This window comes from Thauera carbonicopians, from assembly GCF_025699485.1.
In the GTDB taxonomy this organism is placed as follows: Bacteria; Pseudomonadota; Gammaproteobacteria; order Burkholderiales; family Rhodocyclaceae; genus Thauera.
This window is the reverse complement of the sequence record NZ_JANUXN010000019.1, coordinates 31,388-44,088: the sequence shown is the minus strand read 5'-3', so window position 1 is coordinate 44,088 and position 12,701 is coordinate 31,388. Positions and strand designations below refer to the sequence as shown.

Sequence of the window (12,701 nt, the reverse complement as noted above, 5' to 3'; positions counted from 1 at the left end):
CTCCTGGAAGGTCGGGAATTCAGTGGCTAGGGGATGCGAACGCGCTTGCGGGCGGAGCAGCCGTTCCGGCATGCGAATCTTTGCTGGAGGGTGCAGGCGCCGATGCGCCCACATCGTTCTCAGGTGCTTGTGCCGCGCCTTCGGGCCGGCAGCGCCAGGGCACGACGTAGGGCTGGCGTTCGTGCTCGCCCAGCATTGCCTGCACCTGGTACACGCGCTGCAGGTTGGCGGCGGTGAGCACGGTGCGCGGGGCGCCGCAGGCCACGGCGCGGCCGTGGTCCATCAGCAGCACGCGGTGGCAGAAGCGGCTCGCCAGCGTCAGGTCGTGCAGCACCACCATCACCGTGCGGCCGAGCGCGCACTGCTCGCGCAGCAGTTCCATCACGCTCAACTGGTGGAAGGGGTCGAGTGCCGCGACCGGCTCGTCGGCCAGCAGCAGCGGCGCATCGACGGCCAGGGCGCGTGCCAGCCGGGCGCGAGCGCGCTCACCGCCGGACAATTGGTCGAGCCGGCGCTCGGCCAGCGCTTCCAGCCGCATCTGGGCCATCGCCTGGGCGACGACCTCGTCGCCGTCCGGCGCCGCGCGCCAGCGCGGGCGGTGCGGCAGGCGGCCGAGGGCGACGAAGTCGCGCACCGTCAGCGGCCAGGCGGCATGGTCGCCCTGGGCGAGATAGGCCAGCCGGGTGGCGCGCTGGCGCGGCGACAGCGCGGCCAGCGGCGTGCCATCGAGCCCGACCGCGCCCTGGTGCGGCAGCAACTGCGCCACCGCCCGCAGCAGGCTGCTCTTGCCGGCGCCGTTGGGGCCGATCAGGCCGAACAGTTCGCCCTGGCCGATTTCGGCGGAGACGCCGTCGACCAGGGTCGCGCTGCCGTGGCGCACGAAGAGGGATTCGATGAGCAGCCGCGTCATGCCTGCCCCAGCCGTTCGCGCAGCACTAGCACGAAGAAGAAGGGCGCGCCGATCAGCGCCGTGACCACGCCCAGCATCAGTTCGAAGCCGCCGCTGACCAGGCGCAGCACGACGTCGGCGGCCAGCAGCAGCACTGCACCGCCGAGCGCGCTCGACACCAGCAGGCGCGCCGGGTGGTAGCCCACCGCGCGGCGCAGCATGTGCGGCACCACCAGGCCGACGAAGCCGATCGCGCCGGTCACGGCGACGCTGGCGCCGACGCACAGCGCGGTGCCGACGACCACCTGCGCGCGCAGGCGGGCGAGATTGACGCCCATGCTGGCGGCTTCGTCCTCGCCCACCGACAGCGCATCGAGGTCGCGTCCGCAGGCGGCCAGCAGGGCCAGGCCGGCGAGCACGAAAGGCAGGCACAGGCGGATGTCGTCGAAGCTGCGGTCGGCCAGCGAGCCGAGCAGCCACAGCACGATGTCCTGGACGTCGGTCGGGTTGGGGGCGAGGTTGATCGCCAGCGAAGTCAGCGCGCCGGCCAGCGAGGACAGCGCCACGCCGGCGAGGATCAGCGTCAGGTTGCCGGTGCCGCGGCGGGCGATGCGGTACAGCACCAGCGTCGCCAGGCCGGCGCAGCTCATCGCCGCCGCCGGCAGCAGCCAGGGCGTCAACTGGGCGAGGCCGAAGTACAGGCACAGCACTGCGCCCAGGCTGGCGCTGGAGCTGATGCCGAGCAGGCCCGGCTCGGCGAGCGGATTGCGCAGCAGGCCCTGCAGCGCCGCGCCCGACATGCCGAGCGAGGCGCCGACCAGGATCGCCAGCAGCACGCGCGGCAGGCGGATCTCGGCGACGATGGCATGCTGGCGGGCCAGCGCTTCGGACGCGCCATCGCCGACCGGCAGCAGCGCGGCGGCGACGTCGGTCAGAGCCAGTTGCACCGGGCCGATGCCGAGCGAGACCAGTGCGAGCGCAAGCAGGGCCAGCGCGAGCAGGCCGTTGAGCGGCAGCGCGCGTTGGCTGGTGCGCGGCAGCGGTGCGTGGGATGTGGCTTGGCCGGCCGTCATTGTGGTATCCGTGCCGGTGAGGCCGTGATTGGCTGTGTGGCGCTTGTTTCTTCCACTCCTGCTCGGCCAGGGTAGAAAGGCGCCCGGCTCAGGGGTGCCCGGCTGAAGGGCATCGGGGCTGGCGGGCTCAGGCGGGCCAATTGTGCGGCGATGTCTTCGGCGGCCTCGATGAGCTGCCAGTTGCTGCAGCCCCAGTCGTTGCCGTCCATGCGCACCACCTGGCGTTCGGCGAGCAGCGTCCGCATCAGCGGATGGCGGGCGAAGCCGGAGCGGGCATAGGCGGTGTCGTTCAGCATGCTGCTGACGACGAAGACATCGGGCGGGTCGGTGATCACGTCCTCCAGCGCGACCCGGCCCCAGCCGCGGCGGCCGGACTCGGCGGCATGGTTGCGCACGCCGGCGGCCTGGAGCACCGCGTCGACATAGGTGTCGGCGCCGGCAGTGCCGCCGTTGGGGCGCAGGTAGAGCGCGCGGGCCGGATGCGTGCTCGCCTGCAGGTGGGCGATGCGGGCCTGGACGTTCGCCACCAGCGCCTCGCCGGCGGCGCTGCGGCCGAGCCGACCGGCGATCTGCCGGGTGCTGGCGAAGATGCCGTCCCAGTCGGTGGGGTAGGGCACGGTGACGATCTCGATGCCGTGGCGCTCGAACAGCGCGGCCTGGTGGCGTGCCTGCCAGCGCCGCGACGCCAGCACGACATCGGGGCGCAGGGCCAGCACTTCCTCGGCGCTGCCGTCGTTGACGGGATGGCGGCGAGCCTGTTCGTACATGTCGGTACGGCGCGGGTCCTGGCTCTTGCGCGACACCGAGACGATCTGCGCCGGGTCGGCGAGGCCGAGCACCAGCATGTCGGCGCACAGGTTGGTCGACATCACGCGCGGCAGTGCTGCGCTGGACGCAGCGAAGGCGAAAGTGCCGGGCAGCATGGCCAGCAGCGCGGCGAGCAGGCGCACGGCCATCTCAGCCGCCGGCGCCGGGCGCTTGCGCCGTGCCGGCCCCGAAGGCGTGGGAAGAAGAGATGTCGTGGTGCTTGCTGTCCTGGTCCATGGCTGCGGCTGTGGCGACGATCGGCCTGGGGACGGAGAACGGAAGGCCAAAGCCGGGACGGCAGGCCAGACGGCGATCGCCCGCACCCCGGGGCAGTGACCTTCAATCGACCAGGCCGGTCTTCTGGCTCTCCTTCGTCCGGATGTCCGCGGCCTTCCCGGGCATGGCCCAGTGGCAGGGGGCGGAATCCGTCAGGACTACAGCAGCGGGGGCTGCGCCGGAATGGCCGCTGGAGGCGGTATCACCGGACTTCCCGTTTCACCCTGTCCGCGACGGCGTGACAGGGCACCTGGATCGAATGCGCGCGAAGCTTAAGTGAGGGCCGGGGGGTTTGGCAAGCCGCGAGCCGGGTGGGAGTGGGCCGGGGCGCGCGCGGCCGCGCTGCCCCGGCGCTTCATGCTCAGCGGTTGCCGCTGCCGGGCTTGGCGGAGAACAAGGCTGCGCGCGGCGCGGCGGGACGGCTGGCGCGGGCGCGATTGCCATCGACGTCCGTGCGGCGGTTGTCGACAGCGCGGTTGCCGTTGACCTCACCGCGGCGGGGCGCATGGGAAATGCGGTTGCCGTCCACATCGGGGCGCGAGGGCTGCGTGCGGTTGCCGTTGATCTCGCGTGACTCGCTGCTGCGCGGCGCGCGGTTGCCGTCCGCCTCGCCGCGGCGCGGCTGCGAGCGGCTGCCCGGCTTGCCCTGGCCGGTGCCGCGTCCGCCGGCGTTGGCACGATCGCCGCGCGGTGCGCCGGGCTGGGCGCCATTGCGGCCCTGGCCGGGACGGCCGCCGCCACGGCGTTGCAAGGGTTCGCGCTGGTGGTCGGCGTCGTGGGCCGCTTCGGCACCGGCGCTGGGCACGAAGTCCTCGGCCACGGCGCGGTCGATGCGGCGCTTGATCAGGCGCTCGATCGCGGTCAGCAGCTTGATCTCTTCGTCATCGACCAGCGAGATCGCGTTGCCGGCGGCGCCGGCGCGGCCGGTGCGGCCGATGCGGTGCACATAGTCTTCCGGCACGTTGGGCAGTTCGAAGTTGACCACCTGCGGCAACTGGTCGATGTCGAGGCCGCGCGCGGCGATGTCGGTCGCTACCAGCACCGGCAGCGAACCGTCCTTGAACTGGGCCAGTGCCCGCGTGCGCGCTGCCTGGCTCTTGTTGCCGTGGATCGCGGCGGCGGCGATGCCGTGCTTGGTGAGGTATTCGGCGAGCTTGTTGGCGCCATGCTTGGTGCGGGTGAACACCAGCGCCTGGAACCACTGCTTTTCCTTGATCAGGTGGGCCAGCAGTTCGCGCTTCTGCTTCTGGCCGATCATGTAGACCGCCTGGTCGACGCGTTCGGCGGTGGTGTTGCGCGGCGCGACTTCGACCGTGGCCGGATCGTGCAGCAGGCCGTGGGCGAGCTCGCGGATCTCGTCCGAGAAGGTGGCCGAGAACAGCAGGTTCTGGCGCTTCTTCGGCAGCAGCGCGAGCACCTTGCGGATGTCGCGGATGAAGCCCATGTCGAGCATGCGGTCGGCTTCGTCCAGCACCAGGATCTCGACGCCGGACAGGTCCACGGTTTTCTGCCCGACGTGGTCGAGCAGGCGGCCGGGAGTGGCGACCAGGATGTCCACGCGCTTTTTCAGCGCGCCGATCTGCGGGTTGATGTTGACGCCGCCGAACATCACCAGCGAACTCAGCGGCAGATGCTTGCCGTAGGTCTTGACCGACTCCTCGACCTGGGCGGCGAGTTCGCGCGTCGGCGTCAGGATCAGGCAGCGCGGGCGGCCGGGCGGATGCGGGTGGGCGTGGGTCTGCGACAGCATGTGCAGCAGCGGCAGCGTGAAACCGGCGGTCTTGCCGGTGCCGGTCTGGGCGGCGGCGAGCAGGTCGCCACCGGCGAGCACTTGCGGAATGGCCTGGGCTTGGATCGGCGTCGGCGAGGTATAGCCCGCTTCGCCGATGGCGCGCAGGATGGGTTCGGCCAGCCCGAGGCTGGCGAAAGTGACGACTTCGGAATTCATTCGATGGTGTCCGGCGCCAGTCCGTCGCGCATTCGTGGCGACACCAATCCGGGCTGGCGGGAGAGATCCGCGGCGGGCGCCGGCCGGATCGTTGCAGGAGCCGCCGCGGTCGATCGGTCAAGCCACGGCGAGCCGGCACTATAGAGGCTATGCGGGTTTGATGCGAGCTTTTTGTGCACAGCAGCGTGAAGGCGCATCTCGGACGGCATCGCCTCTGTGCCCGAATCGATGCCTGGGCTGGCAGGGGGCTGCCGGCGACAGTCGCTGCCTGGCCCCTGCCATGCCGCCCGAAAGCCCTTGCTGCAGAGCAAAATCAAACTATGCCAAAAAAATATGTTGCAAAATGAAAATCCGTTCGGAATAATTCGTAACACATAATTAAAAAGCATGGAGGGGCGCCGGTGCTTGCGTGCAGGAAGAGGCATGGAGGAGATGCCGCGTTTGCCCGGGCGGAGGAAGGTGCTGCACGGTGCCGGAAGCCCGGCCGTGCCGGCTGAGAACCCTGCGTGGAATGCGTTAAAGTTCCTGGTTCAGAATGGTGCTCTATGTTCTCAGGTACTCCATTTCCCATGAAATCGCCCGCTTCCGGCAAAAGGCTGTTCGTATTACGCGCACGCCTCGCCCGGCGTCTGACCTTGCTTGCCCTGGCGGGTCTGGCGGGAGGCATGCTGTTGCTCGCCGCCCTGGTCGGTGGGGTGGTGCATGCGCTGGCCTGCAGCTGGGACGCGGTCGTCAGCGGCCATCCCTTCGCCAGCGGCTTGTGGAGCCTGTGCGCGGTGCTGCTGTCGCTGTGTAGCGCCGCGGTCGCCGACGTCCTGTTCAGCGCACCTCCCCGGCCGCAGGGCATCTGCCTGACACGCGAGACGGCCGGGCGGTTGTTTGCGCTGCTCGATACCATGGCCGCCCGGCTGGGCATCGAGCCGATCCAGCAGGTGTTCATCACCGACGACATGAACGCGCACATCCACCAGCGGCCTGCCTGGGGCATGGCCGGGCCGCTGAGCACCTGCCTGATGATCGGCCTGCCGCTTGCGCACAGCCTGTCGCCGGCACAGTTCACCGCGGTACTGGCCCATGAGCTCGGGCATCTTTCGGCCCAGCGGCGCGGCTGGGCCGGTGTCGCCGGAGCATTGCGCGCGTGGTGGGCGCGGACCCTGGATCGTGCGAGCACCGGGTTTGCCTGCATCGCGCCGTGGCTGGACGAGAAGTCGGTCGGCTTCTGCGTCCAGATGCTGCGCCTGGCGCGCATCGAGGAGTTCGAGGCGGATGCCATTGCGGCCGAGCTCGTCGGCCATGACCTGATGGGCGAAGCGCTGGTCGAAGTCAGCCTCAAGTCGCATTTCCTCGAACACGATTTCTGGCCGCAGATCGAGGCCTACAATGCCAGCCGCGCGCGGCCGGCATTGTGGCCGTTCCGCGACATGGCGCTCGGTGTGGAGGCGGGTTTCATGCGCACGGTGTCCGACCATGCGGTGGCGGTCGAGGAGAGCCTGGACGAGCGCTACGCCTTTCATCCGTCCCTGCAGCAGCGTTTGAGCGCGCTGCGCGTGCCTTGCCGGGTACCCGAGGGCGAAGGGACTTCGGCCGCCGTGCATTTCCTCGCGCCGATGCTGCCGCGCCTGGCGATGTCCTTCGACCGCGCTTGGTGGCGGGCGTGGCGCAAGAACAGGCGCAGGCGCTACGAGATGTTCGAAGGCTGAGAGGAGCGCCTCGCAGGCCGGAAGCGCCGTGACCACGATGCCAGGCACGACGCTCATCGGCCCGACGCCGGACCGCTCAGAACACGGCCCGATGAAAGCTCTCTGGACGCACGGCCATGGCTTGGCCCGGGCACGGTTCGACGGCGCCCCTCCCCCGATGCTTCCGACCTCCGCCTGAGCAGCCTTTTCCCGTTTCATGGTCTATGGTCAGACGAGAAGCCGGCGCAGATGCGGCTCCGGCAGACTTCGCACAGCCGCTGCAGAGCGGATGAGGGAGGAGGGCATGGCGAAACCCGGCGACTCGCGCCCCGTGTTCCTGGATCTCTTCCGGATCCGCTTTCCGATCGGTGCGATCGCATCGATCCTCCACCGGGTCTCCGGCGTCCTGCTCTTCCTCGCCCTGCCGCCGCTGGCACTCGGGCTGGAGATGTCGCTGCGTGGCGAAGCGCAGTTCGAGGCCCTGCGCAGCTTGCTGCCGGCACCGTGGCGGATCGTGCTCGGCACGATCCTGGCATGGGCAGCAACGCACCATCTGCTCGCCGGCATCCGCCACCTGCTGATGGACGTCGGCGTCGGCAGCGCGCTCGGTACGGCACGTGCCAGCGCCCGCGCAGTGCTGGCGATTGCGCTGCTCGCCGCCCTGTTCGCGGCCTGGCGGGGGCTGTCATGAGACTGTTCCGCGGCCAGAGCGCCTGGCTGGTGCAGCGCATCAGCGCGCTGCTGGTGCTGGTCCTGCTCGCGGCCGGCAGCCTGGCGCTGCTGTCCGGCCCGCCGCTCGAGCATGCGCGCTGGCACGCTTTCGCCACCGGCCTTCACGGCGGCCCGTTGATCATGCTGCTGTTCGCTGCGCTGTGCGCGCACGCCTGGGTCGGCATGCGCGACATCGTGCTCGACTACATCCACCCCCGCGCCCTGCGTCTGGTCGTGCTGACGTTGCTTGCGCTCATCCTGTTCGCGGTGCTCGTGCGCGTGCTGCTGACGCTCGCCACCCATTTCGCCCCGCTCGCCTGAGCACTGCCGGCAAGGCCCGCGCGGAGGAGACGACATGAAGCTCTCGATCTACCGCTTCAACCCGGAAACCGGCGACAGGCCACGCATGCAGGCCTACGAGATCGAAGCCGAGGCCGGCGACAAGAAACTGCTCGACCTGCTGATGCGCCTGCGCACGGTCGACGACAGCCTGGCCTTCCGCCGCTCCTGTCGCGAGGGCGTGTGCGGTTCCGACGCGATGAACATCAACGGCCGCAACGGCCTCGCCTGCCTGACCGCACTGGACGGGCTGGCCGAGCCGGTGGTGCTGCGCCCCCTGCCCGGCTTTCCGGTGATCCGCGATCTGATCGTGGACATGACGCAGTTTTTCGCCCACTACCACTCGATCAAGCCCTACCTGATTGCCGACGGCCCGCCGCCCGAGCGCGAGCGGCTGCAGACGCCCGAACAGCGCGCCCGCCTCGACGGCCTCTACGAATGCATCCTGTGCGCCTGCTGCAGCGCCTTCTGTCCGTCCTACTGGTGGAATCCCGACAAGTTCATCGGCCCTTCCGGGCTGCTGCAGGCTTACCGCTTCATCGCCGATAGCCGCGACACCGCCACGGCCGAGCGCCTGGACTACCTCGACGACGTCTACCGCCTGTACCGCTGCCGCACGATCATGAACTGCACCGAAGTCTGCCCGAAGGGCCTGAGCCCCTCGCACGCGATCGAGCGCATCCGCCTGGCGCTGCTGCAGCGTTCGTCCTGAGTTCCTGCGTCCGCCGGAAGCGGCCGGCAAGACCGGGTCCGGAAAGCGCGCATGCGGTTCAGAAAGCGTTCTGCTCGGCTTCCAGATAGGCCAGGCTGACGTACTTGCCGATGTTCGATTCGAAGCCCGCGGTATCGGCGGCGCGGCTGGCGACGCGGGGGTCTTTCAGCACCGCCTCGCGGGCGCTGTCGGCGCCGTGGCCGTCTTCGACCGCTTTCAGGCAGTTTTCGTAGATGCCCTCGAACAGCGCACGGTTCCAGTTCAGCACCTCGGCGCCGGGGTGGCCGTGGCCGGGTACCCAGATGCGCGAGGGCGCATTCTTTTCCAGTTCGTCGTAGAAGCGGAAGGTGCCGACGTAGGAGCCGTCGTCCATGTTGGCGATGCGGCGGTCCATGGCGATGTCGCCGATATGGGTCAGGCCGTCCTGCACGACTTCGACGCAGATGTCGCCCGGCGTGTGGGCCGTGCCGTAATGGTGGATGCGCAGCGTGACGTCGCCGAAGTCGAATTCGGCGCCGTGCTCGACGGTGCGCGTGGGCGGCACGATGCGGGTGCCGACGGTGGCCTGGTTGGTCCAGCGCTCCATCAGGCTGTGCCAGGCGCTGCCCTGGATGCCTTCGATTTCCCGCTTCGTTACCGGATGCGCATGGATCGGCAGATCCTTGCCGAAGGCGTCCTCGAAAGCGTGGTTCGCCAGCCAGTGGTCGCCGTGGTAGTGGGAGTTGAAGACCGCCACCACCGGCTTGTCGGTGATGCGGCGGAGCATGCGCAGCGCCATCTCGCCGATCTGCACCGAACCGCCCGGGTCGAGCACCACCACGCCTTCGCGGCTGAGGACGAAGGTGATGTTGCTCATCATTCCCTGGTTCTCGGGCGTCGGGAAGCCGTCCTTCGACCAGATCATCCAGACGTGTTCCGACAGCTGTGTGGGTGCGATGTCGGGCACGGCGGGGCCGCGGACGAAATTGTCGATGTCGGCGGCGAAGGCCGACAGCCGCGACCAGTTGCCGGCGAGGCCGAACGCAGCGGCGCCGGCAAGCCCCGCTTGCACGAAGCGCCGGCGCGGGCGACAGGACGGGGGTGAGTCGGGTTGTGGCGTGCGCATCGGGCGTCTCCTGCGTGTGCTGTCGTACGCAGAATATTAACGAAAACTGATTTTCTTCGCTGCCAGTCCGTGTTTCGGGCTTGCCGATGAGCGTCTCGTCGCGACTGAAGCGGCAGGGTGGAGCCGAAGGCGAAAGCCATCATTCCGGGATTGGGGCGTCAAGGTCCGTGGGGTTCGCCTGTGGCTGGGCGTGATGGGGTTCGCTCCGCTCTGCCGACTGTCAGTGCGCGGCCGGCGCGTCGCCGCGGTCGGCCCGCACCGATTCGAGCTGCTCGCACAGGCGGGCGGCGCCGTCCAGGATGCGCGGCGTGTGGCGCTGCAGGAGGTCGGGTGGAACGAAGAACAGGTGGCCGTTGGTATTGGCGGCCAGATCCGGCCAGCGCTTCCACTGGTCCAGCCAGTCGGGGCGCGCCTCGCCCATGCCACTGGCGACGATCGCTTCCGGGTTGGCGGCGAGCACCGCCTCGATGCCGACCTTCGGTGCCAGCGTGTCGAGGCTGCCGAAGACGTTGCGCCCGCCGCACAGGCGGATGACGTCGGCGATCAGATGCTCGTCGTTGATCGTCACCATCGGCTCGTTCCAGACCTGATAGAAAGTGCTTACCGGCGGCCGGTCGCGGTAGCGCTTGGCGAGGTCGGCGTGGCGGGTGCGAAAAACCTGCGCCGCTTCGGCGGCAACGGCATCGGTGCCGGCCAGGCGGCCGAGCTTTTCCAGGCTGAGGGCGACGTCGTCGAGGCTGCGCGGCTCGTTGATGAAGACCGGGATGCCCAGCGCGCGCAAGCGGTCGAGGTGGGCGTCGCGGTTGCCGCTGCGCCAGGCGACGACGAGGTCGGGCCGCAGCGCGGCCACGGCTTCCAGGTTGACCTGAGTGTAGCCGCCCACCTGCGGCAGCGACTTCGCTTCGGGCGGGAAATCGCTGTAGGCGACCACGCCGACGACCCGCGGGCCGGCGCCCGCGGCGAACAGCAGCTCGGTGATGTGAGGCGCGAGGCTGACGATGCGCTGCGCCGGGCGTTCGAGCCTGATGGCCGCGTCGCTGTCGTCGATGGTTTCGACCGCAGCCGGGGAGGCAAGGGCCACGCCTTGGCCCAGGCAGGCGATGGCAGCGAAGGAAGCGAGCAGGCGTGCGAGGGTCATGGTGCGGAGCGCTCCGGTGCGCATTCGCGCAGTGCGCGCTCCAGCCGCCGCCAGCCCGCTTCGTCGGGCGGCAGGCCGAAGCGCAGGGAAGGCGGTACGGCGGGCAAGGCGCCGCCGGGCGGCTCGCCGTCGAACAGGCGGACGAGGACGCCGTGCCGGGCAAGTGCATCGTGCAATTCGGCGGCGCGGGGCGTCGGCAGCCATTTGAACAGGCTGGGGCCGCCGGGCCGGTCCGGGCCGGCGGCGTGCAGCAGCTCGGCGAGGCGTTCACCGTCGGCCGCCAGCCGCGTGCGTGCCTGTGCCTGCCATGCAGCGTCGGTCAGCGCGGCGCCCGCCGCATGGCGTGCCGGGCCGCTGACCGTCCATGGACCGAGGATTTCGGCCAGTTGCCGGCGCACCGTCGTTGGGGCGAAGACGAAGCCGACGCGTGCGCCGGCGAGGCCGAAGAACTTGCCCAGCGAACGCAGCACCACCAGGCCGTCGGCGCCCGCTTCCGGCACCAGGCTGGCTTCGGGCGTGGTGTCGATGAAGGCTTCGTCCACCACCAGCCAGCCGCCACGCCGGGCGAGCCGGGTGCGCCAGTCCAGCAGGCGGTCGCGCTCGAACAGCAGGCCGGTGGGGTTGTTGGGCTGAACCAGCACGACGATGTCGCTGGCATCCACCGCCGTTTCAGCACCATCGATGTCGTCGCCGAACCATCGTGGTTCGCGCCCCTGCCAGGCGTGGGCATGCTCGGCGTAGCTCGGCGCCAGCAGGCTGACGCGCCGGCCGGGCAGCACGGCGGGCAGGGCCTGGATCGCCGGCTGCGAGCCGGCCACCGGCAGCAGCGCATCGCTGCCGTAGTAGCGCGCGGCGGCGGCTTCCAGGCCGTCGTCGTCTTCGGGCAGGCGATGCCAGGCCGACAGCGGGATGTCAGGCACAGGATAGGCGCAGGGGTTGATGCCGGTGGACAGGTCCAGCCACTGGTCCAGGGCGATGCCGTATTGCTGCGCGGCGCGGCGCAGGCGTCCGCCGTGCTCAAGCATGGGGCAGGCCTGCGAGTGCGAAGGCAAGCGGGAAGACAAGCGCCATCGCCGCGGTGACGATCCACCACAGCAGCACGCCGCGCCGCACCAGCGCGACGGCGGCGCGGATGGCGCGGGCATCCGGCGGCGGACCTTCGCCGAGCGGTGGACGCTGCTCCAGCTTGCCGTGGTAGATCGCCGCGCCGCCCAGCGCGATGCCGATCGCGCCCGCACCGGCGGCCATCACCGGCCCGGCGTTGGGGCTGTCCCAGGCAGGCGCCTGCGCACGCCAGCAGGCCAGCGCACGCCGGGTGTTGCCGAGCAGGGCGTAGGTCAGCGCGGTGAGGCGGGCGGGTACGGCGTTGAGCAGGTCGTCGATGCGTGCCGCAGCCCAGCCGAAGTGCAGGTAGCGCGGCGTGCGATAACCCCACATCGCATCCAGCGTGTTCGCCAGGCGGAACAGCAGCACGCCCACGCCGCCGCCCAGCAGGAACCAGAACAGCGCACCGAACACCGCGTCGTTGCCGTTTTCCAGCACCGACTCGGTGCCTGCGCGGGCCACGCCTTCGGCGTCCAGCGCACGGGTGTCGCGGCTGACGATCCAGCCCACGCGGCGGCGCGCTTCGTCCAGGTCGCCGGCGTCGAGCGGCACGGCAATGGCTTCGGCGTGCTCGGCGAGGCTCTGCCCGCCGAGGGCGAGATACAACAACACGATGTCCACCGGCCAGTGCGCCAGCGGGTGCAGGCCGCGCAGCCACAGCGCCAGCGCCGCCCAGGGCAGCACGGCAAGCGCCCAGGCCAGCACGCCGGCGAAGCGCTGCTCACCGAGCAGGCGGCGCACGGTGGCTTCGACCGCGCGCGCCCAGCGGCCGAAGCCCACCAGCGGATGGAAGCGGCGGACTTCGCCGAACAGCCGGTCGGCCAGCAGGCCGGCAGCCATTTTCAGCGCAAGGACGATTGGGAGCGAAAGCAGCATCGAGGATGAGGGCAGGGCTGGAGTAAAAGACTGGGAGGATGCAT

12 protein-coding genes and 1 riboswitch are annotated in these 12,701 nt (G+C 70.1%); of the genes, 4 read left to right on the top strand and 8 right to left on the bottom strand.

What is annotated here, in order from left to right; translation table 11 throughout:
* Positions 1-19: 19 nt before the first annotated feature.
* From NX068_RS17995 to NX068_RS17980, 4 genes are all read right to left on the bottom strand, one after another.
* Positions 20-910 (bottom strand): ABC transporter ATP-binding protein, encoded by an 891-nt coding sequence (locus NX068_RS17995; RefSeq protein ID WP_263462643.1) that lies wholly within the window; start codon positions 908-910, stop codon positions 20-22.
* Positions 907-1,962, bottom strand: coding sequence for a FecCD family ABC transporter permease (locus NX068_RS17990; RefSeq protein WP_263462642.1), 1,056 nt, complete (start codon positions 1,960-1,962; stop codon positions 907-909). The genes NX068_RS17995 and NX068_RS17990 overlap by 4 nt, the downstream gene beginning before the upstream one ends.
* The gene (locus NX068_RS17985) at positions 1,959-2,918 is read right to left on the bottom strand and encodes an ABC transporter substrate-binding protein (protein ID WP_263462641.1); all 960 of its coding nucleotides are present in this window, start codon (positions 2,916-2,918) and stop codon (positions 1,959-1,961) included. Before NX068_RS17985 ends, NX068_RS17990 begins: the two co-directional genes overlap by 4 nt.
* 184 nt (positions 2,919-3,102) lie before the next feature.
* Positions 3,103-3,315, bottom strand: a riboswitch (cobalamin riboswitch).
* Between the two features lie 91 nt (positions 3,316-3,406).
* The gene (locus NX068_RS17980; RefSeq protein WP_263462640.1) at positions 3,407-4,993 is read right to left on the bottom strand and encodes a DEAD/DEAH box helicase; all 1,587 of its coding nucleotides are present in this window, start codon (positions 4,991-4,993) and stop codon (positions 3,407-3,409) included.
* A gap of 569 nt (positions 4,994-5,562) precedes the next feature.
* On the opposite strand from NX068_RS17980, the gene NX068_RS17975 reads away from it, so the two are divergent.
* From NX068_RS17975 to NX068_RS17960, 4 genes are all read left to right on the top strand, one after another.
* Complete coding sequence (locus tag NX068_RS17975; RefSeq protein ID WP_263462639.1) at positions 5,563-6,693, top strand: M48 family metallopeptidase; 1,131 nt, start codon at positions 5,563-5,565, stop codon at positions 6,691-6,693.
* Between the two features lie 283 nt (positions 6,694-6,976).
* A complete protein-coding gene (gene sdhC / locus NX068_RS17970) occupies positions 6,977-7,363 on the top strand; it encodes a succinate dehydrogenase, cytochrome b556 subunit (RefSeq protein ID WP_263462638.1) in 387 nt (128 codons plus the stop codon).
* Complete coding sequence (gene sdhD, locus NX068_RS17965; protein WP_263462637.1) at positions 7,360-7,704, top strand: succinate dehydrogenase, hydrophobic membrane anchor protein; 345 nt, start codon at positions 7,360-7,362, stop codon at positions 7,702-7,704. Before sdhC ends, sdhD begins: the two co-directional genes overlap by 4 nt.
* Before the next feature lie 34 nt (positions 7,705-7,738).
* Positions 7,739-8,434 carry a succinate dehydrogenase iron-sulfur subunit gene (locus NX068_RS17960; RefSeq protein WP_263462636.1) on the top strand — a complete coding sequence of 232 codons (696 nt, stop codon included), beginning with the start codon at positions 7,739-7,741 and terminating at the stop codon, positions 8,432-8,434.
* A 58-nt stretch (positions 8,435-8,492) separates the two neighbouring features.
* On the opposite strand, the gene NX068_RS17955 is transcribed toward NX068_RS17960, so the two are convergent.
* The 4 genes from NX068_RS17955 to cbiB form a co-directional block, all read right to left on the bottom strand.
* Positions 8,493-9,539: an MBL fold metallo-hydrolase gene (locus NX068_RS17955; protein ID WP_263462635.1), complete on the bottom strand. Its 1,047-nt coding sequence runs from the start codon at positions 9,537-9,539 to the stop codon at positions 8,493-8,495.
* Between the two features lie 220 nt (positions 9,540-9,759).
* On the bottom strand, positions 9,760-10,677 hold the full coding sequence (locus tag NX068_RS17950; RefSeq protein ID WP_263462634.1) for a cobalamin-binding protein: 918 nt from the start codon (positions 10,675-10,677) through the stop codon (positions 9,760-9,762).
* The gene (gene cobD / locus NX068_RS17945) at positions 10,674-11,702 is read right to left on the bottom strand and encodes a threonine-phosphate decarboxylase CobD (RefSeq protein ID WP_263462633.1); all 1,029 of its coding nucleotides are present in this window, start codon (positions 11,700-11,702) and stop codon (positions 10,674-10,676) included. Before cobD ends, NX068_RS17950 begins: the two co-directional genes overlap by 4 nt.
* The gene (cbiB, locus tag NX068_RS17940; protein ID WP_263462632.1) at positions 11,695-12,657 is read right to left on the bottom strand and encodes an adenosylcobinamide-phosphate synthase CbiB; all 963 of its coding nucleotides are present in this window, start codon (positions 12,655-12,657) and stop codon (positions 11,695-11,697) included. Before cbiB ends, cobD begins: the two co-directional genes overlap by 8 nt.
* Positions 12,658-12,701 lie beyond the last annotated feature (44 nt).

What these genes read in the sequence shown, in the direction of transcription:
- NX068_RS17985 (WP_263462641.1), bottom strand. Translation starts at nt 2,918, where the DNA reads ATGGCCGTGCGCCTGCTCGCCGCGCTGCTGGCCATGCTGCCCGGCACT.
- NX068_RS17960 (WP_263462636.1), top strand. Translation starts at nt 7,739, where the DNA reads ATGAAGCTCTCGATCTACCGCTTCAACCCGGAAACCGGCGACAGGCCA.
- NX068_RS17955 (WP_263462635.1), bottom strand. Translation starts at nt 9,539, where the DNA reads ATGCGCACGCCACAACCCGACTCACCCCCGTCCTGTCGCCCGCGCCGG.
- NX068_RS17975 (WP_263462639.1), top strand. Translation starts at nt 5,563, where the DNA reads ATGAAATCGCCCGCTTCCGGCAAAAGGCTGTTCGTATTACGCGCACGC.
- NX068_RS17990 (WP_263462642.1), bottom strand. Translation starts at nt 1,962, where the DNA reads ATGACGGCCGGCCAAGCCACATCCCACGCACCGCTGCCGCGCACCAGC.
- sdhD (WP_263462637.1), top strand. Translation starts at nt 7,360, where the DNA reads ATGAGACTGTTCCGCGGCCAGAGCGCCTGGCTGGTGCAGCGCATCAGC.
- cbiB (WP_263462632.1), bottom strand. Translation starts at nt 12,657, where the DNA reads ATGCTGCTTTCGCTCCCAATCGTCCTTGCGCTGAAAATGGCTGCCGGC.
- NX068_RS17980 (WP_263462640.1), bottom strand. Translation starts at nt 4,993, where the DNA reads ATGAATTCCGAAGTCGTCACTTTCGCCAGCCTCGGGCTGGCCGAACCC.
- NX068_RS17950 (WP_263462634.1), bottom strand. Translation starts at nt 10,677, where the DNA reads ATGACCCTCGCACGCCTGCTCGCTTCCTTCGCTGCCATCGCCTGCCTG.
- cobD (WP_263462633.1), bottom strand. Translation starts at nt 11,702, where the DNA reads ATGCTTGAGCACGGCGGACGCCTGCGCCGCGCCGCGCAGCAATACGGC.
- sdhC (WP_263462638.1), top strand. Translation starts at nt 6,977, where the DNA reads ATGGCGAAACCCGGCGACTCGCGCCCCGTGTTCCTGGATCTCTTCCGG.
- NX068_RS17995 (WP_263462643.1), bottom strand. Translation starts at nt 910, where the DNA reads ATGACGCGGCTGCTCATCGAATCCCTCTTCGTGCGCCACGGCAGCGCG.